Raw genomic sequence first — 16,480 nt, forward strand, 5'->3', positions numbered from 1 at the left:
GTGCATATGCAGATGATCATGTAATTGCATAAGTATTGCTGCATGTGTAATACGGGCCTAAACCGTTGATATGACAAGAAATTTCCAAAATGTTAGGAGCGACGCGAATGGTAGCGCCGCGGCCGCGTGGTTTGTCTGGCGGGGGATGCCGGAGCACGTTATCCGGCGGAAGCTGATGCACCTTTTCCGTTTTGGAAACCTGTACTACAAGATCATCGGATACAAGGGACGGGAGCTCCGGGAGTACCCCCGGATTAAGCGGGTTACGCGATATTTCGATCGGACGGAAGCGGCCTTTGTGGTTCCGCTGGGTATGGATCCGGAATTGATCAAGAAACACGAGTGGCTATTTCGACAGATGTTCGGGCCCGGCGCGGAGTTAACCTGCGGCGAGGACTCAAAGACGTTTGTAATGCAGGTGTACAGCACGTCTGTGGCGCCGTTTGGATACGATTGCGATCAGGTGGATGGATGTATCGGAAAGCTCCGCCTGCCTATCTACGTCGGCCGTAGCCGGTCTGGTGACGTGGCTTACGATATGGTTGACTATCCCCACCTGCTTATCGCCGGGGAGACCGGCAGCGGGAAATCTGTGGCGCTGCGGTCCGTACTGACGACGTTAATCCGGTCCGTGCCGGAGCTCGAGCTGTATTGCGCCGACATGAAGCGTTCAGAATTCCATTTATTCCGCGGGATCGCCCGGGATGTCGTAGTGGATTCGGCCGGGCTGCATAAGATTGTCCTTAAGCTGCGGCGGGAGCTGCGCAAGCGCGGCGACCTACTGGATCGGCATGAAGTTGCCCATGTCGATGATCTGCCGGAATGGGACCGTCCGCCGTATATCCTGCTCGCCGTGGATGAGGTGGCGTTGCTCAAGAAAGAACGGGATGTCATGGACGGCATTGAGGAGATCAGCACGATCGGCCGCGCCCTGGGCGTGTTTCTCATCTTGTCCATGCAGCGCCCGGATGCCGATGTATTGGGCGGCAAACTCAAAAACAACCTAACGGTCCGGATGGCGTTCCGGCATGCTGACGAGATCAATTCCCGGATTACGATCGACAGCGGCGAGGCCGCTGCAATCAAGCAGAGCGAAAAGGGGCGGATGGTCTTTAAGCTCGACGGCTGCCGGTACGTCCAGGGACCGTATCTCGACCTAAAAGATGCCTACGAGATGCTTGCTCCATATCGTAGGGCTATCACGGTCGAGGATAGCGATGCAGATGCGGCGGAGGCTGCCCAAACGCCCGAATTTGAGGCTGATAATACCGTGGAGGTGGGTTTACTTTGAATGCACGTGACAAAGCCATTGTGGCCGATCTGGAGCGTTTTCGGTGCTTGTCCCGGGACGACATCGCAGACTTACATTTTGCCCATACCAAACACCCGATCACACATACCAACATGGTCCTCAAGCGGCTGCGGCGGGATGGCCTGGTTAAATGCTCCACCGATCGGCGGAAATACGTCTACTTCCCGGCCGAGCACACGATCAAGCCGGATTCTCAGAAGATCAATCATTTTCTAGCCATTGCCGACTTTTACAAGCAGCTCCGCCGGATCGAGGAGCCCAGGACGTTTCAGGTCGAGCCGAAGCTGGGCGGGAAGGGGCTGCCGGAGCCGGACGCATTCGTAATATGGAAAGGGGCGCCGTGGTATGTCGAGATCCAGCGAACGCATTATACTGAACGTGTCATGGCCGAAAAATTGAACCGATACGAAAAATACTTTCTGAGCGGGGCGTGGGAAAAGGAAGCGTGGCAGCCGGCCAGTAAGAAAGTGTTCCCGTACCTATGGATCGTGGGGGCCGGACGCTACAAGGTTGAGGGGCGCCCTTATCGAATATATCAGAGTACGGTAGATGAGATGGTCAAACGAATTAGGACTTGATCAATGTATCAACCATGGTAAACTTTAGGAAAATGGTAGTAATCAAGGGGGATGCAAGTGAAAAACTGTGCTTTGGTGCTGGTGGTTCTGATCGTTATTTTGAGCGGGTGTAGCGGGGGCGGAAAATTATCTTTAGAAGACGTCGGCATTATGAAAATTGATGACGAGAAGCAAAAAATCACTCTTGGGATGAGTAGAGCAAAAGCCGAAGATGTACTAGGTAAAGGTGAGAAGAATGATTATGACGGATTCGAATACGATTCAGGAGTAACAGTCCGATATCGCGATGGCAAAATTTCATCCATTGCATTATCTGAGGAATCAAAAGGCGTCTACCAGACATTGAACAAAATTGAGATTGGCACACTTCGAGATAAGGTCGAGAAGATCGTGGACGCAAAGGCTGCTTCAGATAAACCTCTGTCGTATTTTTACGATACATCAAGTAAATCGTTTGTAACTGAAAGAGAGAAATTGGAGAGGAAAAGCACCGAAGAGTTGGAAGAAAACTTTGTATTATCTTATAATTTCGACGACAACGGATATACATCGCTGATTATCCTTTCAGATCAGCGTGCGGCAAAGTACGGAGATTAAAATGGATTGACAAAGAATCTTATCCCATGCTAGGATTCAATCAGATTTGATTTATGAGTTTCTCCTTAGTGCAGGTATTGGGGAAACGGAAGCCTGATCCAAATGAACTGTATAAGTAGGTAAGGCGGTTTAATCTTCCGAGTAATGGATTATGGCCGTCGCAGTTCAAAGAATGAAGTAACACGATCACTTTTAAAAAAACGTTCTTTGTGGTTACTATAGTAACTACATTAGGGTGTTTTGATGGGTGATATCATTCTTTGAATCTGCGACGGCCTTTTTGCGTTCTTGAAAGGTGGTGAAACTGGATGATTTTACAAGTATGTATTTCGACACTATGCGACACCGGAAATGTGTGGAAGGGGGTACAATAGTTTGTAGTCCAATTGGTTGACACTCTGTCCGAGGGGAGGTAGTCGTAACTACGCTTCCACTCCTCTGCGAACGACTTTGATCCTGTAAAAGTAGTCGATTCTAAATTCTTGAACAGGTATCCCAAGTACATTAGCGGCATTAATCGCGAATTCAATTGACATGGTTCGTTCCCTATGAATCAGCTTGTTTACATACTGTCGGGTAATTCCCATTCGTCGAGCGAATTCGGCCTGTGATATGCCTTTCTCTTTAAGTCGTTCCAGCAGGAGACATTCCCCAAGCTGGAGGGTCATCCTGAACTCCTTTCCTTACGAATTTTAGACATAATTTGTTCGTAAATCCGTCCTGAAATTACATAGGATGTGATAGTTTAAGATTAACCGAAGGCCCTGAGCAAGAAAACTACAACAGGAGTGATGACTTATTCGAAAAGAAGTTGTTGATCTAACGAAACTATCGCTTGTTATGGGAAAAGACTCAAGATTTCTAAGTCGCATTATTTATGATCGCGGAACTGGCGTTCGAAACGAACAGCAGCGATCATCCGATTGTACTCCTCCTCAGTCAGTTCCCTACCGTCAATCTTGAACTCGAATTTTTCTTTAATTTCCTCATCAGATAATTCTATAGATTTATCAAAAAGCTCTTTCTCAACCACGTATGAGGAAGGGCTTTCTTTTATCGGGAATTCCCTTGGATCTTCCCAAAGGTGATATTTAATAGCTACTTCTTTAATCTTCTCGAGTAATACCAGTTTAAAGTCATTTGACCGTTGATCTAAATCCAATTCTGATAATAAACCCGTATAGTCTATTAGTCCGTTTCTGTCTGCAATACCTTTGAAATTGATATTAAATTTCTCATTCGATTCTTCAGCAGCTTGATTAATAGCATTCATAACATCATTCTGTAGTTTCTTGGAGAAAACAAAATCCCCCTCACACAACAACACAAAGTACGATATCGATTCATTGAGTTGATTGTATAATATTGCGGCAGCCTTCATGAGTGATTCGTCAACTGGAAAGGGATTATCCGTATGTCCAAGTAAATATTCCGTTGTTGTGTTCAGCAAATTTGCGAGCTCTCCCAATGTATCACTTGGCGGGATAGTTCTACCGGTTTCATAACTTGAAAAATTTGCCCTTTTCATATTTAGCATTTCAGCTAACTGATCTTGCGTATAACCTCGTTTATTCCTCAATTCTTTTATTCTTTCCGACAAAACTGACATTTCCTTTAAATACCTCCATTTCGCTATTAAAAACAACGTTATTCTAATTTGCGACAATTAAATTATCGTGATAAATTGTAACTACAAAGCGAGGTGATAATATGAATGTCGCACAAAAAAACATAACTCGACGCGATCAAATGAAAGTGCTGAGAAAAAAACTTAACCTAAGCCAGCACGATTTAGCAATGAAGATCGGCTGTACTGAGAACCATATTCGATTTATCGAGCGTGGCATTAATGATCCGAGTTCAAGAATGGCCAATGCAATATGCCATGCGCTTAAATCCGATGTCTATACAGTGTTCCCCGACATCTTTAAAAAAAATTCATGATGTATGTTTAAAACCACATTGGTATTATATAGCGTTACTATCAGTAACGCAATGAGAGAACTTTTGTTCTCAATTAACTTCGGTATGTCATGAGTGATAATTAAATTATCGTTAATTTGGAGGGAAGCGTTCATGTCTGAAATCAACACCGTTTCGGCCGAGGTGGTTGAGCACTACAACAACCTTCACCGATTTCTCGATAGCGGTCTTATCGATCCAGCAGTTGAAGACTTTGTCCGGATGGAGATTGCCGCGATCGAACGCGATACCGGCATCAAACCACGGAAATGAGGACGTTCCTGCTGATCATGTCATTGGTCGTCGCATTTAATATCTGGTTCGCATTCCGGCTCTGGCTGGTGGCGGAACTGAAAGAAAGGAAGGAACGAAATGAACAAACAACAAGTTTTCAAAAATGATATGTTTGGCGAATTGCCGGTACTGGTAGTAAGTGGCGTGGAGTGGTTCGGGGCAACAGAAGCTGCCGCAGCATTAAAGTTTTCAAATCCACATAAGGCAATCGATCATCATGTAGAAGAAGAGGACTGCACGGTCCATACAGTAGGGGTAATCACAGGGAAAAAGGCTGATGGTTCTGATGCTGTTCAACAGGTAAACAAAAAATTCATCAATGAATCTGGCCTATACAGTTTGATCTTTGGCGCCGCAAAGCAAGGCAACAACCCTGAAATTCAAGCCAAAGCCAAGGCATATAAACGTTGGGTCACAAGCGAAGTCCTCCCGACGATCCGACGCACCGGCGGTTACGTGGCAAACGACGACCTATTCATTCAAACATATTTGCCGCATGCGGATGAGCAAACGCAAATGATGTTCCGGCTCACTCTTGAGACGGTCCGTAAGGCAAATGAACAGATTGCAATCATGCAGCCCAAAGCCGAATATTTCGACAACTTGGTAGAGCGTAATCTGTTAACAAGTTTCCGCGAAACGGCCAAGGAACTGAAAATCAAGGAACGTGAATTCATCGGATGGTTGCTCGATCGCAGGTATGTTTATCGGGATGCCAAAGGAAAGCTTCAACCTTACGCCCAGCATGTTCCTGACTTGTTCGAAATTAAGGAATGGGGCCGCGGTGACAAAGCAGGGACCCAAACGCTGGTCACTCCAAAGGGGCGCGAGACGTTCCGCTTATTGTTGGAAAAACAAACGGCATAGAAAGGAGCAGCAAGTTTGAATCCGAACGAAATCCGCCGCAAGATGGCCCTCGCTCTACAAAAGGAGCGCCGCCTGCTGGCAGAGCACAAGTACATCGAAGCGCTGGACGCCCGCGCTGAATACCGCAAATACCGCCGCGAGTTGACGGGGACGTGGGGTGATGGCGATCTGATCCAGACACGGGAAGCGGCGCCGGCATGAAGTAGACTCCACGAAAGGGGGTGAACCGAAGATGGGAGATATGGCAGAAGCGATGCTTGACGGAACTCTTTGCGAGGTATGCGGATCATTCATTGACGGCGAAATACCGGGTTATCCGCGGAAATGCGAAGATTGCGAAAACGAATAACGGGAGGCGAACACATTGACGCCAGAAGAAATCAAAGCCAAAGCGGAAGCAGTCATCCAGAAGCTTTATAAGCTCCAGCACGATCTATCTGATCGCTTCAACAGTACACATAGCATTTTGGATACTTTATCCACATTTGCATACACAGGTCTGGATGATTTGATCACCGACATCGAGGAAATTCGGGACGATCTGGAGGACCTGGCCGAGGGCGAAAATTCATGACCCTTATTATTTTTTTGCCAAAATCGGGGTTTACTGCCCCAAAAACGAAAAATATCCGCCCATAGAGAGCGGACAAAGCAATTATCCCAAACCCATATTAACACGGAAAGCGAGGCTTGCAAATGGCAAAGCATATTCGATTCATCCGGTTGGAAATTGAGAACTTCGCCGGAGTCAAGAAGCAAGTCGTTGAATATGGCGACATAACGAAGCTGTCCGCGAAGAACGGCAAAGGTAAGTCAACAATTGGAACTGCCCCAGTATGGACGTTATTCGGAACCGATCTTTTCGGTAAAACCTTCAACCCATCACCAACAACATACGAATTCGATGTTGTCCGGGCTCGTCTCACATTAAGTGCTGACGGGGAGGAGATGACATTTGAACGCGGCATTGATGGCGGGGATGCGGTATATGTGATCAATGGAGTACCGACGACGGCAACCAAATTCAAAGGAGCGGTGGCTGATCTGTTCGACAAAGAGGACTTCCTTTCAATGTACAATCCGGGATTCTTCTTTAGCCAACATTATACAAAGCAGCGGGAACAGATTATGAAATACTCCATTCCGCCGGCAAAGGCCGAGGTTTTGGCCGAAATGAGCCGGACAAGCCCGGATCAGAAGCTGAAGGACATCAAGTTGAACCCGGCCGCAGCCAAGCTGGACGAGCTCATGAAAAAGCATTCGCTGGACGATCTGCAAAAGATTCACGGCGGGACTGGCGGGCAAAAGTCGAAGCTTGAGAAACAGCATATCGCCGCACAGAGCCGGACCAAGACACTGCAGGAGCAGCTTGATCGCCTGCCGGACGCCGTGAATGCCACGGAAGATATGGAAAATGAATCCGCTGCATTAAAGGATCGTGTTCAGAAAATTTTTGAGCAGATCGAGGCAGCCAAGGAGGTCAATGCAAATAGAGCAGCATTGCAGTCGGCGATCACCGCTGCGCGAGAGCAGGTAGAATCTGCGAAGGCTCGATACATGAAGGTTTACAACGAACCGATCGAAGACACTTGCCCTGCCTGTAAACGTCCGCTGGACGAGGAAGCGGTCAAGGCAGTCACCGACAACAAGGAACGTCGGAAGGCGGAACTTCGTGAGGAACACGCCGATTTGGTCAACAAACACAATGAACTGGTAGCTGATCTTGCTTCTTTTGAAGAGGTAGATATATCCGAACTTTGGAATGAAATGCGGAAGCTGGAGCAGAAGCGTGATGAGCTTGAGGATTTGATTCACGCGCAAGCCAACCGCCAGCGCCTGCAGGATGAAGTCGCGGCCGCCAAGCAAGCCGAGGCCGACACGCTTGCAAGCCTGAAAGAATCCATCTTTATCCTCGACGCGATCAAGGCATACCGCGCCAAGGAAGCGGAACTGCAGGCCGCTAAGGTCCAGTCGCTTTTCACCAGACTGAAAATCAGGCTCTTCAAATTCGTCAAGACCAGCGGCGAATACGAGCCCGACTTTTCGATCCAGATGGACGGAAAAGATTATGCGACCCTGTCAACGGGCGAGAAGATCGCTGCTGGGCTGGAGCTGATCGAGGTGCTTCATAAACAATCCGACTTGATCGTGCCTACCTTTATCGACGGCATCGGCGAGTATACTGGCAAGATTGCTGTATACGATCAGTTGATCACCGCGCGGGCGGTTTATGATCAGGAGCTCAAAATCGAAACGGAGGTGGCGGTTCGGTGAAAAACGGAAAGAACCCTACCCTTAAGCAAAAGAAGGCGATCCAGGCGGCGGGCTTAAATCAGGAAAACTGGTTGGTATATAAGGCGGAGCCGGACAGGCTGCATCTGGTCCATCGAAATTTGAATCGTACTAAAATCATTTTCTTATAGGAGGCATAAAGCCCATGGCAAATAATACGCAAATCATTCTTACCCCAGAAATCAAAGAAGCATTCCCGGCAGAGGTATTGGACGTAATCCGCACATCCCTTTGCCCGACTGCAACGGATCCGGAATTCCTTCTCTTTGCTCATAAAGCAGCATCATACCGTCTGGACCCATTCAAAAACGAAATCTTCTTTATTAAATATGGAAATCAGGCCCGCATCCAGTTCGCGGCTGAGGCCTACCTCGCAAAAGCCCGCGAAAAGGAAGGGTTCCAGCCGCCGGATACGCAGACCGTCTGCGCGAACGACACTTTTAAAGCTCGTAAATTCAAAAACGATAAGGGTGAGGACGAATGGGAGGTAATTGAACACGAAGTTACTTTCCCACGAGGGGCCATCGTCGGAGCCTACTCAATCGCTTATCGAGATGGATACCGTCCGGTTACTGTTTTCGTGGACAAAGAGCATATCGCCCACATGTATACGGGGCAGAACAAGGATAACTGGAATAAATGGGAACCGGATATGATCGGGAAGCACGCCGAGCAGCGCGCGCTCAAGAAGCAATACGGTTTGGATTTTGGCAACGAAGAATTGGAGCACCCACCTGCACCGGCTGCTTCCAGTTTCGAACGAAAGGACATCACGAACGAGGTGAACCAGGCTACGACCGCAGCAAACACCCAATCCACACCATCATCGGATCAGCCGAACGGAAGTCAGGCTGAGGAGGACGAGGAAGCCAAAATCAACGCCCTCAAGGCCCAAATGAAGCAGAACTTCGCGAAACTCGGCCTTGTGAATAAGGCGGACCGAGACGCGCATATGGCAAAGTATTTCAAAGTAAAGGGTGATAGACCGACCATCGCAGAAATCATGTCCTACCTCAAAATCATGGACCTGCAAATCCAAGAAAAACAGGCAGCACTGAACGACGAACTGCCTTTGTAAGCCATGCAGAAGGCGGTCGAAATCTACGAGCGTCGTCCTGACTGTCAGGTATGCGGCAATGAAATAAACCCTGGTAGAGACGAAATATTCTTCAATCTGCGGGTCTGCGGGACCTGCAAACGTGAACTGGAGGGGGACCTGCTTGAAAGACGAAAGAAAGCCCCGGCAGTTGGATCTGTTCGGCGGCGCTGACCTGGACAACCCTCCGGCCCCGGCCGGGGAAGTGCTGAACGGCGTGTATTACGAGCGGGAGACGGGGCTGTTTGTATCATTTGTCCTCGGGCGCCGGCATTACGAGTGGCCCGCCAAGGGATGCACCTTTGACAAGGAATGGCGGGAAAGAACAATGAGGGAGCGTGCGATATGACTGAAATTATTCCACGGCCGGAGGTGGCCGAGTTCTCGAAGCAAATGGAGAAACAATTGCAGGCGAATGAGCACAAAGGTGGCTGGGAGAACTACACCAATCAATTTCTAAGAAATGAACTGGAGAAGAATTTTCGTAAACTGATGCGGTGTTCCTCTCATGACGAATATCGCCGGCGGTGCGCCAATATTGCGAATTTTGCGATGATGCTCTCAGAAAATGATATTCGGGAAGAGAACGAGCACTGGAGAGAGATTCCTGATGAAAGTTGACATCCTCGCATCCGGATCGTCCGGCAACTGCATCGCGGTGACATCCGGGGAACAGATCATCCTGATCGATGCCGGCATCCCGAAAACGAAAATCGAAAAGCGGCTGCTGGCCGCGGGCATCCGGCCGGATCATATATCGGCGATCTGCGTCACGCATGCACATAAGGACCATGTTTGCGGGCTTCCGCTGGCTAATAAATTCCGGATTCCGGTGTACGCGACTCATGGAGAGTGGCACAAAATATCCGGCGTAGACGAGGACCTGCGGCGGACGGCAGAAACCAGGTTCAGCAAATACGAAATGATCGAGCTTGGCAGGATGCACGTTTACCCATTCAAGGTCCACCACGACGCCATGGAGCCGGTCGGGTACGCGGTGGAGGACGACAACGGCGGCCGATGCTGCATCGTTCTCGACACGGGCCACGTCGATCAGGACATCATCGACATGATGGAGGGCCAGATCATCATCATCGAGGCAAACCACGATCCGGATTTGGTGCCGCTGTGCAGCCGGCCGGAGAGCGTCAAAGCCCGCATTCTTTCCGACATCGGACATCTAAGCAACGAGCAAACGGCAGCGGCCCTGCAGCAAGTCATCCGGGGCCGCGGCGAGCAAATATACCTGACTCACTTGTCAGGAGAGAACAACAATCCACAGCTGGCGGAAATGACCGTGAAGGCGGCGCTCCGGCAGCGGGGATTCGAAGCAGGAAAACATTACACGATCGAGGTGGTATAACGTGGAACCTTACAAAAATGTATATACGGCCGAGGAATATAAGCGTCTTGAGGACCTTAAGGAAGCGGCCATCCAGCAGGTCGAATTGTACAGAGGTCAGCTTGACGAGGCATTAACGGATGTCATGAAGCACGGGAAGACAATCAAGAAGCTTGAGGAAGAAAAGGCAATGCTCCTGCAGCAGATCGAGCGGACGGTGGACGAGCAGAAGGTGGAGCTGCCGCGGGAAGTGGGCTTGGCTCTCGAGAGTTTCAAGGATGACGGGCACGACGTTGATCAGATCATTCGCCTGATGTTATCAGCCCTCCCAAACTATGGACGCTTGCAAGCTGTTAGATCATACGCGGCAAACAATGGCTGGGAGTTTGTATCGGCTCTGGTCAACGGCTACACCATCGAGCCGGAGCCGCGGGACAAGGTAAAGCAGTTCATTGAGAAGTGGTACGGCGATCCCGGTGACGTAACCGACGCTGAATTGTACGAGCTGGCCGACGGAATCATCGAATTATTGAAATCATCCTGAACGTTGGTGAGGAGGTATGAGCGGGTTTATCCCGATTGGAAGGGAGCTGCAGAATCACTGGCTCAGGCGTGATAAAGATTACTGGAACGTATTTTGTGAGATGTACTTCCTCGCCCGTTATTCAGATAAGCCAGAAACGCGCGTGATCGACGGGCAGGAGGTCACAATCAATCAAAGGGAGTTCATATTCGGCAGGTCGTCTTGGAGCACCCGGATGGATATTTCCGAGCGCCGGCTCCGGACGTTGATTAAGAAACTGGTCGACGAAGGGTTCATAAAACAAGTCTCCAAGTACAGCAAATTCACCATTTATTCATTCGAATATGTGCCTGAAATGAACCAAAAAAGTGACCAGCACAATGACCAGCACAGCGACCAGCAGAAATCGGAAAAGCGACCAGCAGAAACCCTTACGGGACAAGGGTTTGAGGCCCATGGCGACCAGCAGGATTTTGAAGAGCGACCAGCACAGCGACCAGCAGAGCGACCACAGAAAGAAGAAGGTATTAAAGAAGAAGGTTACAAAGGAGAATGTTTTAATAATATGGCGATTAATCACGAAACCACTGCCAAAGAGTTGATCGAATATCTCAACCTGAAAACAGGCAAGAGATACCGAGCAACTAAAGGAACGATGAAAAACATCATCGCCCGTTTGAACGAGGGGTACACCAAGGAGGATTGTATCCACGTAATCGATGTTAAATGCGCTGAGTGGATCGGCACGCCACGCGAAAAGTATCTGGATTATGACACCCTTTTTCGTCAAATCAAATTTCCGAAATACCTTGCTCAGCAGCTTGATGTTGTTTTACGGCAAGATCCCGGCGGCGGATATTCTTCCAAATCACAGCGGACCAATTCGATATTGGATCAGGAAATGAGAAAGGAAGGTGGGCGGTTTGGAGCGGAAAGACGTGATATCACTCATGAAGCTCATAACGAACGTTTACCAGAATTTCGAGGTTGAAGACCCGATCAAGATAGACGTTTGGCATGCAGTGCTCCAGGAGACTTCGGTGGAACAAGCACAGGTAAACCTGATGGAGCACTTCCGGACAAACCGTTTCCCGCCGACGCCAGCCGATTTGATACGAGCAGAGCAGAATCAGCCCTTATCCATCTATGAAATACAACGCCTAGAGAACGAGAGGCAGGAGCTTGAGCTTAAGGAGTACCACGAAAGGGAAGAGGTAAAGCCGATGCCGGAACATATCGCCCGGCGTCTGGAACAAGTCTTCGCCGGCCTGCGGGTGAATCAGGATGAATCATGAATCTATCCCGCAAAAAGTAAATCTGGAGGCGGAGCGTGCCGTACTGGGCGCCCTGTTGAGGGACCATGAACTGATGGACGAGTGTTATCTTTCCCCGGACGACTTCAGCGATTATGAGGACAACCGGACCCTGTTCAAAGTCCTCCAGTACGCAAAGGAGCATTTCGAAGGGGAGAAGGAGCCTTTTGATCCAGTGTTACTGGTCACCAAGTGGGGCGAACGTCTACAGCGTATAGGCGGCATTACAAGGCTGATGGCTCTCCGTGATTCGGTTCCAAGCACAGCGAGCTTCGGGCATTTCCAGCAAAGCGTCCGGGCTGACCGGATACAGCGGGAAATCCAAGAGGTCGGTCGCCAGATCGCGGCCACCGGCGGAGGCGACCTGTCAGAACTCCGTCTCAAAATGAATGAGCTGGCGGAGCTGCAGCGGGGGAAGGAAGGTACCGGACCCGTTCATATGGCCTCGATCCTGGAGGGCCACGGGCAAACGATCATGAAGCGCGCCCAAAGTATGGGGGTTACCGGTGCCAAGACTGCCAACGATGACATCAGCCAAATGAGCGGCGGGCATCAACCAGGGGACCTGGAAGTGTACGCGGCCCGACCGAGTATGGGGAAAACGCAGTACATCCTGAACGATATGAACGCTGTAACAAAGGACGGCTGGGCTGCAGTGATCTTCTCCCTTGAAATGGGAGCCTTGAAGATGGTTGAACGTCTGATATCCACCATTGGCGGCATCAAGAATAAAAAAATTAAATCTGGAAAGATGTCGGATAACGATTGGGACTCCTACAGCAAAGCGGTCGAAATCATAGCCAGCCGGGATCTATACATTGATGACACCCCGGGCGCCACAGTCGAATACGTGCGGCATCAGGTTAAGCAGCTCAAAAAGAAGCACCCTAAACTGGTCGTTTATGTGGACTACCTGCAGTTTCTTAATACGGAACGGAAATTCAAACAGAATCACGAGCGGATCGGGTACATCACCAAAGTCTTGAAAGGCATTGCCCGGGAATTGAACGTGTGCGTTGTCGCCATATCGGCAGTCGGCCGGGACTGTGAAAAACGCCCAGACAAGCGTCCGCTGATGTCTGACCTGCGTGAATCCGGGGATATCGAGAGCGACGCGGATGTGGTGGTGTTCCTTTATCGAGATGAATACTACAATGCTGACACGATCAAGAAGGGAATAGTTGAATTGATCGTCGCCAAAGGCCGGGATATCGGAACAGGTACCTTTGAAATGGTGTTCCAGAGTGATACGGGACGCTTTATCAACCTAACCCCAGAACAAAAGGCGGAACTCGCAGAGAAGGTGAAAGAGCTTGAGCGGAAAGGTAATTCAAAACGATGAGCAATACGAGAAGGCCCGCGTCGCCGTATTGGATATGGCCGCAAAGCTGGATGATCCTCTGAACGACATGTCCGCGGAGGAGCGCAGGCGAATGATGGCGGTATATGATCGGACGACGGACCTGATGCAACGATATCGGCGCGGGCAGCTTGTGCAGCGGGACCCGTTCCTGCGGGAGATTTACAAGCAAATCGGATATGAGTGGCAGGAGTTCGGGCCTCTGAAGCAGGAAGATAAGGCAGGAGCGACGGCGCCGCCGCCGGAACCGGACAAGCCGAAAGAACGCCCGGCCAAGAGGATCACGTCCGACTGGCTGGATTAGGAGGGCAGTGCGATGCTCCCAAAAACACGGAAGAATTGCGAGCGGGAAATGAAGCACACATGGAATTCATTTCGCTGGCTTTACAAAGAAAAGCTCCGAGAGCTGGACTATATGACCCGGCGGATGATGTCCGAATTCTCTGCCTTGTACATCCCCCATGACATGGCGCGGGAATACATCGAGCAAGAATTTGCCCGGCTCTGGAATGAGGTTGCGGAGGAAGAAAATCAGAAGTATGGGAGCAACGGAAAGAGGAAAGTTTCGCATTGATTGATACAAAAGGGAGTGTATCAACTTGAAAAACAATTATGAGATACGCGGGGAGATAACGGCAATCTTCTTGAAAAGCGGCGATAAAAGGGGTTAGAGCATGACACGTTTTATTGGAATTGACCCCGCGACAAATACCGGCGTCGTCATCCTGGGCGCCAACGGGAATCCGATCAGGGAAGTAGTACTCAAGGGCAAAGGGAAGTCGGCTCCCGGCGGGATAACCCAAGAACAAAGGGTGTCGCTTGAAAATCAAGTGTACAGCATACTGAAGCCGGATGATGTGGTCATGAAAGAAGGCATTGCCAACGGTAACAAGATGCTGATAACAACTGCTAAGATTCACGGCGGCATAGAAAGTATGATTACGCGCAGAGGGCTGAAATACGATGAAGTTGCCCCCAATGCAGTTAAGAAATTCGTTAACGTAAGCGGCTGGATAGGAGAGCCAGGATCAAAGCAGCGACTTGAAGGAGATGCAAAGAAAGAGGCGATGGCTGCGGCGGCCCTCGAGCATTTCGGATACAGCAATCCAAGGCATGACGTGGTGGACGCCTATATCATAGCGAAGATCGGCGAGGCGGTGTATCGGGTCCGAAGTGGTGAGAAAACCCTGGATGATTTTAAGTTGGATTACCAGCGTGAAGTGATATGGTCCATCATTGATCCGACCGGATACAAAGAGTACGAGAAAACCAAGAAGAAGAAATCAAAAAAGCCGAACAAACGCCCAGGGAAGCCTGCGGCGGCGGGCAGTCACACCCATTTGACGGAACAACCGTTCTTATTTTGATCGAAAGGAGCCAATTAAATGCCGAAACTGGACCCGGAAATTAAAGAGCGGATTGACGGTTTGATGGCACCAGAACACATCACACGAGCGCATGGTAAAGTGCTGAAAGCCTATTTTGAGAAGGGAAGCATTGCAGAAGGTGCTGCGAAACTGGACATGCAAATAAGCTCTTTCTACTCGGTTATAAAAAAGCTCAAGCAGCGGAATGTTTTGGAGCAGGTAGCCAGAGGAAAGTATGTTCTTGCTACTGATGAATCGAGGATCGTGACCTTTCAAAAAGTAGAATTCCCGTCCGATCCTCCTTTATCGATAAGCCCTGAAGAGAAGGAATGGATGCTCAAAAATTATCCGAAATACCGGGGGAAGCGCTCGGAAGTTGCTCGAATTCTTGGCCGCAGTAAATTAGATATCTGCCGGATGGCGATCGAGCTAAGGCTTGATCAGAAAATTTCGAAGTGAGGAGGGAAGTGCATTGAACATTCTAAGCCTTGGTGCTGGTGTTCAGTCAACGACGCTACTTCTTATGGCGGGCCACGGCGAATTTGAAACTAAACCGGATTATGCAATATTCGCAGACACAGGGTGGGAGCCGCAAGCAACTTATGAACACTTGGAATGGCTCGAAAGAGAGTCAACCAAACTTGGGATCCCGGTGATAAGAACAGCAAAAGGAAACATCCATGATGATTTGATAAGTGGTTCTCGGAACCAATCTAGGACAGCAAACATGCCATTTTACGTGGAGCATGACGGAGAAAAAGCGATCATTCCGAGAGGTTGCACAGGTGAATACAAAATTGAGGCAGTTAACAAGAAGGTTAGGGAATTACTAGGCTATCAGAAGAGACAGCGGATCCCACCAAAGTCGGTTACAAAGTGGATGGGAATCAGCAGCGATGAGATATACAGGGCCAAAACAACCGGAGTCAATGCCTGGGAAGTGCTCAGATACCCTTTAATTGAAAAAGGAATGTCCAGACTTGACTGTATGAACTGGCTCGCAAGAAATGGATATAACGTCCCTCCCAAAAGCGCATGTATAGGGTGCCCGTTTCACTCCGATCGAACATGGCTAGAAATGAAGCGAAATGATCCTGAAGCCTTCAAGGAAGCTGTAGAGTTCGAACGAGTCATTCATCAGCACGGCCTTAGAGGTATGAAAGGCAAGCTGTATTTGCATAAATCTTGCCGGCCGCTTGATCAAGTTAATCTTAATGAAGATCAGATGGATATGTTCGATGATGGCTTTTTGAATGAATGCGATGGAATGTGCGGCGTATAACACGAAGCTAATAGTCGATGAGAGCCAAGGATTTTAGGTAAGGAGAGGGATTGAATGATCATACAAGGCAACTGCATCGAAGTCATGCCACAGCTCGAGGCCGAATCCTTTCACACCTGCGTGACTTCCCCTCCATATTGGGGGCTGCGGGACTATGGCCTATCCCCGACATATTGGCCGGCGGTGACGTACACGCCGATGCCTGGGCTGCCGCCAGTGACAGTTCCCGAGTGGACAGGATGCCTCGGACTGGAACCTACGCCGGAAATGTTCACCGCGCATATGGTCTTGGTGT

Annotated in this window: 25 protein-coding genes and 1 pseudogene; 24 read left to right on the forward strand and 2 right to left on the reverse strand. The window is 49.4% G+C overall.

The features are described 5' to 3' along the window. The first annotated feature begins 70 nt into the window (after positions 1 to 70). From GQY55_RS25485 to GQY55_RS25495, 3 genes are read left to right on the forward strand one after another with little or no spacing between them, the layout of a single operon-like run. Positions 71 to 1,291, forward strand: a complete 1,221-nt coding sequence (locus tag GQY55_RS25485) for an FtsK/SpoIIIE domain-containing protein (RefSeq protein ID WP_236575853.1) — start codon at positions 71 to 73, stop codon at positions 1,289 to 1,291. Further along, complete coding sequence (locus GQY55_RS25490; protein WP_160044728.1) at positions 1,288 to 1,890, forward strand: replication-relaxation family protein; 603 nt, start codon at positions 1,288 to 1,290, stop codon at positions 1,888 to 1,890. The genes GQY55_RS25485 and GQY55_RS25490 overlap by 4 nt, the downstream gene beginning before the upstream one ends. Positions 1,891 to 1,941: 51 nt before the next feature. Continuing rightward, a complete protein-coding gene (locus tag GQY55_RS25495) occupies positions 1,942 to 2,487 on the forward strand; it encodes a hypothetical protein (RefSeq protein ID WP_160044729.1) in 546 nt (181 codons plus the stop codon). 422 nt (positions 2,488 to 2,909) lie between these two features. Here GQY55_RS25495 and GQY55_RS32165 read toward each other — a convergent pair whose 3' ends face one another. Then, the gene (locus GQY55_RS32165) at positions 2,910 to 3,155 is read right to left on the reverse strand and encodes a helix-turn-helix transcriptional regulator (protein ID WP_160044730.1); all 246 of its coding nucleotides are present in this window, start codon (positions 3,153 to 3,155) and stop codon (positions 2,910 to 2,912) included. 203 nt (positions 3,156 to 3,358) lie between these two features. Continuing rightward, positions 3,359 to 4,096, reverse strand: a complete 738-nt coding sequence (locus GQY55_RS25505) for a helix-turn-helix domain-containing protein (protein ID WP_160044731.1) — start codon at positions 4,094 to 4,096, stop codon at positions 3,359 to 3,361. 101 nt (positions 4,097 to 4,197) lie between these two features. On the opposite strand from GQY55_RS25505, the gene GQY55_RS25510 reads away from it, so the two are divergent. From GQY55_RS25510 to GQY55_RS25605, 21 genes and pseudogenes are all read left to right on the forward strand, one after another. Beyond that, positions 4,198 to 4,431 carry a helix-turn-helix domain-containing protein gene (locus GQY55_RS25510; protein WP_160044732.1) on the forward strand — a complete coding sequence of 78 codons (234 nt, stop codon included), beginning with the start codon at positions 4,198 to 4,200 and terminating at the stop codon, positions 4,429 to 4,431. Between the two features lie 132 nt (positions 4,432 to 4,563). After that, complete coding sequence (locus tag GQY55_RS25515; protein ID WP_160044733.1) at positions 4,564 to 4,722, forward strand: hypothetical protein; 159 nt, start codon at positions 4,564 to 4,566, stop codon at positions 4,720 to 4,722. A gap of 99 nt (positions 4,723 to 4,821) precedes the next feature. Next, a complete protein-coding gene (locus tag GQY55_RS25520; protein ID WP_160044734.1) occupies positions 4,822 to 5,610 on the forward strand; it encodes a phage antirepressor KilAC domain-containing protein in 789 nt (262 codons plus the stop codon). Positions 5,611 to 5,625: 15 nt separating this feature from the next. After that, complete coding sequence (locus GQY55_RS25525; RefSeq protein ID WP_160044735.1) at positions 5,626 to 5,811, forward strand: hypothetical protein; 186 nt, start codon at positions 5,626 to 5,628, stop codon at positions 5,809 to 5,811. A gap of 163 nt (positions 5,812 to 5,974) precedes the next feature. Then, complete coding sequence (locus GQY55_RS25530) at positions 5,975 to 6,184, forward strand: hypothetical protein (protein ID WP_160044736.1); 210 nt, start codon at positions 5,975 to 5,977, stop codon at positions 6,182 to 6,184. A 122-nt stretch (positions 6,185 to 6,306) separates the two neighbouring features. Beyond that, entirely contained in the window at positions 6,307 to 7,884 is a 1,578-nt protein-coding gene (locus GQY55_RS25535; RefSeq protein WP_160044737.1) for an AAA family ATPase, read from the forward strand. Further along, positions 7,881 to 8,033: a DUF6906 family protein gene (locus GQY55_RS31125; protein ID WP_201452234.1), complete on the forward strand. Its 153-nt coding sequence runs from the start codon at positions 7,881 to 7,883 to the stop codon at positions 8,031 to 8,033. Before GQY55_RS25535 ends, GQY55_RS31125 begins: the two co-directional genes overlap by 4 nt. Positions 8,034 to 8,047: 14 nt before the next feature. Continuing rightward, the gene (locus GQY55_RS25540; RefSeq protein WP_160044738.1) at positions 8,048 to 8,980 is read left to right on the forward strand and encodes a RecT family recombinase; all 933 of its coding nucleotides are present in this window, start codon (positions 8,048 to 8,050) and stop codon (positions 8,978 to 8,980) included. Positions 8,981 to 9,122: 142 nt separating this feature from the next. Beyond that, positions 9,123 to 9,347: a hypothetical protein gene (locus tag GQY55_RS25545; protein WP_236575854.1), complete on the forward strand. Its 225-nt coding sequence runs from the start codon at positions 9,123 to 9,125 to the stop codon at positions 9,345 to 9,347. Then, the gene (locus GQY55_RS25550) at positions 9,344 to 9,619 is read left to right on the forward strand and encodes a hypothetical protein (protein ID WP_036713217.1); all 276 of its coding nucleotides are present in this window, start codon (positions 9,344 to 9,346) and stop codon (positions 9,617 to 9,619) included. The genes GQY55_RS25545 and GQY55_RS25550 overlap by 4 nt, the downstream gene beginning before the upstream one ends. Further along, the gene (locus GQY55_RS25555) at positions 9,609 to 10,361 is read left to right on the forward strand and encodes an MBL fold metallo-hydrolase (RefSeq protein WP_036713219.1); all 753 of its coding nucleotides are present in this window, start codon (positions 9,609 to 9,611) and stop codon (positions 10,359 to 10,361) included. The genes GQY55_RS25550 and GQY55_RS25555 overlap by 11 nt, the downstream gene beginning before the upstream one ends. A gap of 1 nt (position 10,362) precedes the next feature. Then, positions 10,363 to 10,884, forward strand: a complete 522-nt coding sequence (locus GQY55_RS25560; RefSeq protein WP_160044739.1) for a hypothetical protein — start codon at positions 10,363 to 10,365, stop codon at positions 10,882 to 10,884. 16 nt (positions 10,885 to 10,900) lie between these two features. Further along, positions 10,901 to 11,854, forward strand: coding sequence for a conserved phage C-terminal domain-containing protein (locus tag GQY55_RS25565; RefSeq protein WP_160044740.1), 954 nt, complete (start codon positions 10,901 to 10,903; stop codon positions 11,852 to 11,854). A 49-nt stretch (positions 11,855 to 11,903) separates the two neighbouring features. Beyond that, positions 11,904 to 12,158: a hypothetical protein gene (locus GQY55_RS25570; RefSeq protein ID WP_442953647.1), complete on the forward strand. Its 255-nt coding sequence runs from the start codon at positions 11,904 to 11,906 to the stop codon at positions 12,156 to 12,158. Next, positions 12,148 to 13,518 carry a replicative DNA helicase gene (locus tag GQY55_RS25575; protein WP_160044742.1) on the forward strand — a complete coding sequence of 457 codons (1,371 nt, stop codon included), beginning with the start codon at positions 12,148 to 12,150 and terminating at the stop codon, positions 13,516 to 13,518. Before GQY55_RS25570 ends, GQY55_RS25575 begins: the two co-directional genes overlap by 11 nt. Next, positions 13,490 to 13,840 (forward strand): hypothetical protein, encoded by a 351-nt coding sequence (locus GQY55_RS25580; RefSeq protein ID WP_160044743.1) that lies wholly within the window; start codon positions 13,490 to 13,492, stop codon positions 13,838 to 13,840. Before GQY55_RS25575 ends, GQY55_RS25580 begins: the two co-directional genes overlap by 29 nt. Positions 13,841 to 13,852: 12 nt before the next feature. Next, positions 13,853 to 14,110: a hypothetical protein gene (locus GQY55_RS25585; protein WP_160044744.1), complete on the forward strand. Its 258-nt coding sequence runs from the start codon at positions 13,853 to 13,855 to the stop codon at positions 14,108 to 14,110. A 100-nt stretch (positions 14,111 to 14,210) separates the two neighbouring features. After that, complete coding sequence (locus tag GQY55_RS25590; RefSeq protein WP_160044745.1) at positions 14,211 to 14,903, forward strand: hypothetical protein; 693 nt, start codon at positions 14,211 to 14,213, stop codon at positions 14,901 to 14,903. A gap of 18 nt (positions 14,904 to 14,921) precedes the next feature. Beyond that, positions 14,922 to 15,362 carry a hypothetical protein gene (locus tag GQY55_RS25595; protein WP_160044746.1) on the forward strand — a complete coding sequence of 147 codons (441 nt, stop codon included), beginning with the start codon at positions 14,922 to 14,924 and terminating at the stop codon, positions 15,360 to 15,362. A 13-nt stretch (positions 15,363 to 15,375) separates the two neighbouring features. After that, entirely contained in the window at positions 15,376 to 16,185 is an 810-nt protein-coding gene (locus GQY55_RS25600; RefSeq protein ID WP_201452235.1) for a hypothetical protein, read from the forward strand. Positions 16,186 to 16,239: 54 nt separating this feature from the next. Beyond that, positions 16,240 to 16,480, forward strand: a pseudogene (locus GQY55_RS25605) (site-specific DNA-methyltransferase); the annotation flags it as partial.

Source organism: Paenibacillus sp. USDA918EY, assembly GCF_009870825.1.
Classification (GTDB): Bacteria; Bacillota; Bacilli; order Paenibacillales; family Paenibacillaceae; genus Paenibacillus_AQ; species Paenibacillus_AQ albilobatus.

Bases quoted from the DNA above. Each gene is read 5' to 3' on its own strand.
- GQY55_RS25485 (WP_236575853.1), top strand. From the start codon at position 71: ATGACAAGAAATTTCCAAAATGTTAGGAGCGACGCGAATGGTAGCGCC.
- GQY55_RS25495 (WP_160044729.1), top strand. From the start codon at position 1,942: ATGCAAGTGAAAAACTGTGCTTTGGTGCTGGTGGTTCTGATCGTTATT.
- GQY55_RS32165 (WP_160044730.1), bottom strand. From the start codon at position 3,155: ATGACCCTCCAGCTTGGGGAATGTCTCCTGCTGGAACGACTTAAAGAG.
- GQY55_RS25505 (WP_160044731.1), bottom strand. From the start codon at position 4,096: ATGTCAGTTTTGTCGGAAAGAATAAAAGAATTGAGGAATAAACGAGGT.
- GQY55_RS25510 (WP_160044732.1), top strand. From the start codon at position 4,198: ATGAATGTCGCACAAAAAAACATAACTCGACGCGATCAAATGAAAGTG.
- GQY55_RS25515 (WP_160044733.1), top strand. From the start codon at position 4,564: ATGTCTGAAATCAACACCGTTTCGGCCGAGGTGGTTGAGCACTACAAC.
- GQY55_RS25520 (WP_160044734.1), top strand. From the start codon at position 4,822: ATGAACAAACAACAAGTTTTCAAAAATGATATGTTTGGCGAATTGCCG.
- GQY55_RS25535 (WP_160044737.1), top strand. From the start codon at position 6,307: ATGGCAAAGCATATTCGATTCATCCGGTTGGAAATTGAGAACTTCGCC.
- GQY55_RS25540 (WP_160044738.1), top strand. From the start codon at position 8,048: ATGGCAAATAATACGCAAATCATTCTTACCCCAGAAATCAAAGAAGCA.
- GQY55_RS25550 (WP_036713217.1), top strand. From the start codon at position 9,344: ATGACTGAAATTATTCCACGGCCGGAGGTGGCCGAGTTCTCGAAGCAA.
- GQY55_RS25555 (WP_036713219.1), top strand. From the start codon at position 9,609: ATGAAAGTTGACATCCTCGCATCCGGATCGTCCGGCAACTGCATCGCG.
- GQY55_RS25565 (WP_160044740.1), top strand. From the start codon at position 10,901: ATGAGCGGGTTTATCCCGATTGGAAGGGAGCTGCAGAATCACTGGCTC.
- GQY55_RS25575 (WP_160044742.1), top strand. From the start codon at position 12,148: ATGAATCATGAATCTATCCCGCAAAAAGTAAATCTGGAGGCGGAGCGT.
- GQY55_RS25585 (WP_160044744.1), top strand. From the start codon at position 13,853: ATGCTCCCAAAAACACGGAAGAATTGCGAGCGGGAAATGAAGCACACA.
- GQY55_RS25590 (WP_160044745.1), top strand. From the start codon at position 14,211: ATGACACGTTTTATTGGAATTGACCCCGCGACAAATACCGGCGTCGTC.
- GQY55_RS25595 (WP_160044746.1), top strand. From the start codon at position 14,922: ATGCCGAAACTGGACCCGGAAATTAAAGAGCGGATTGACGGTTTGATG.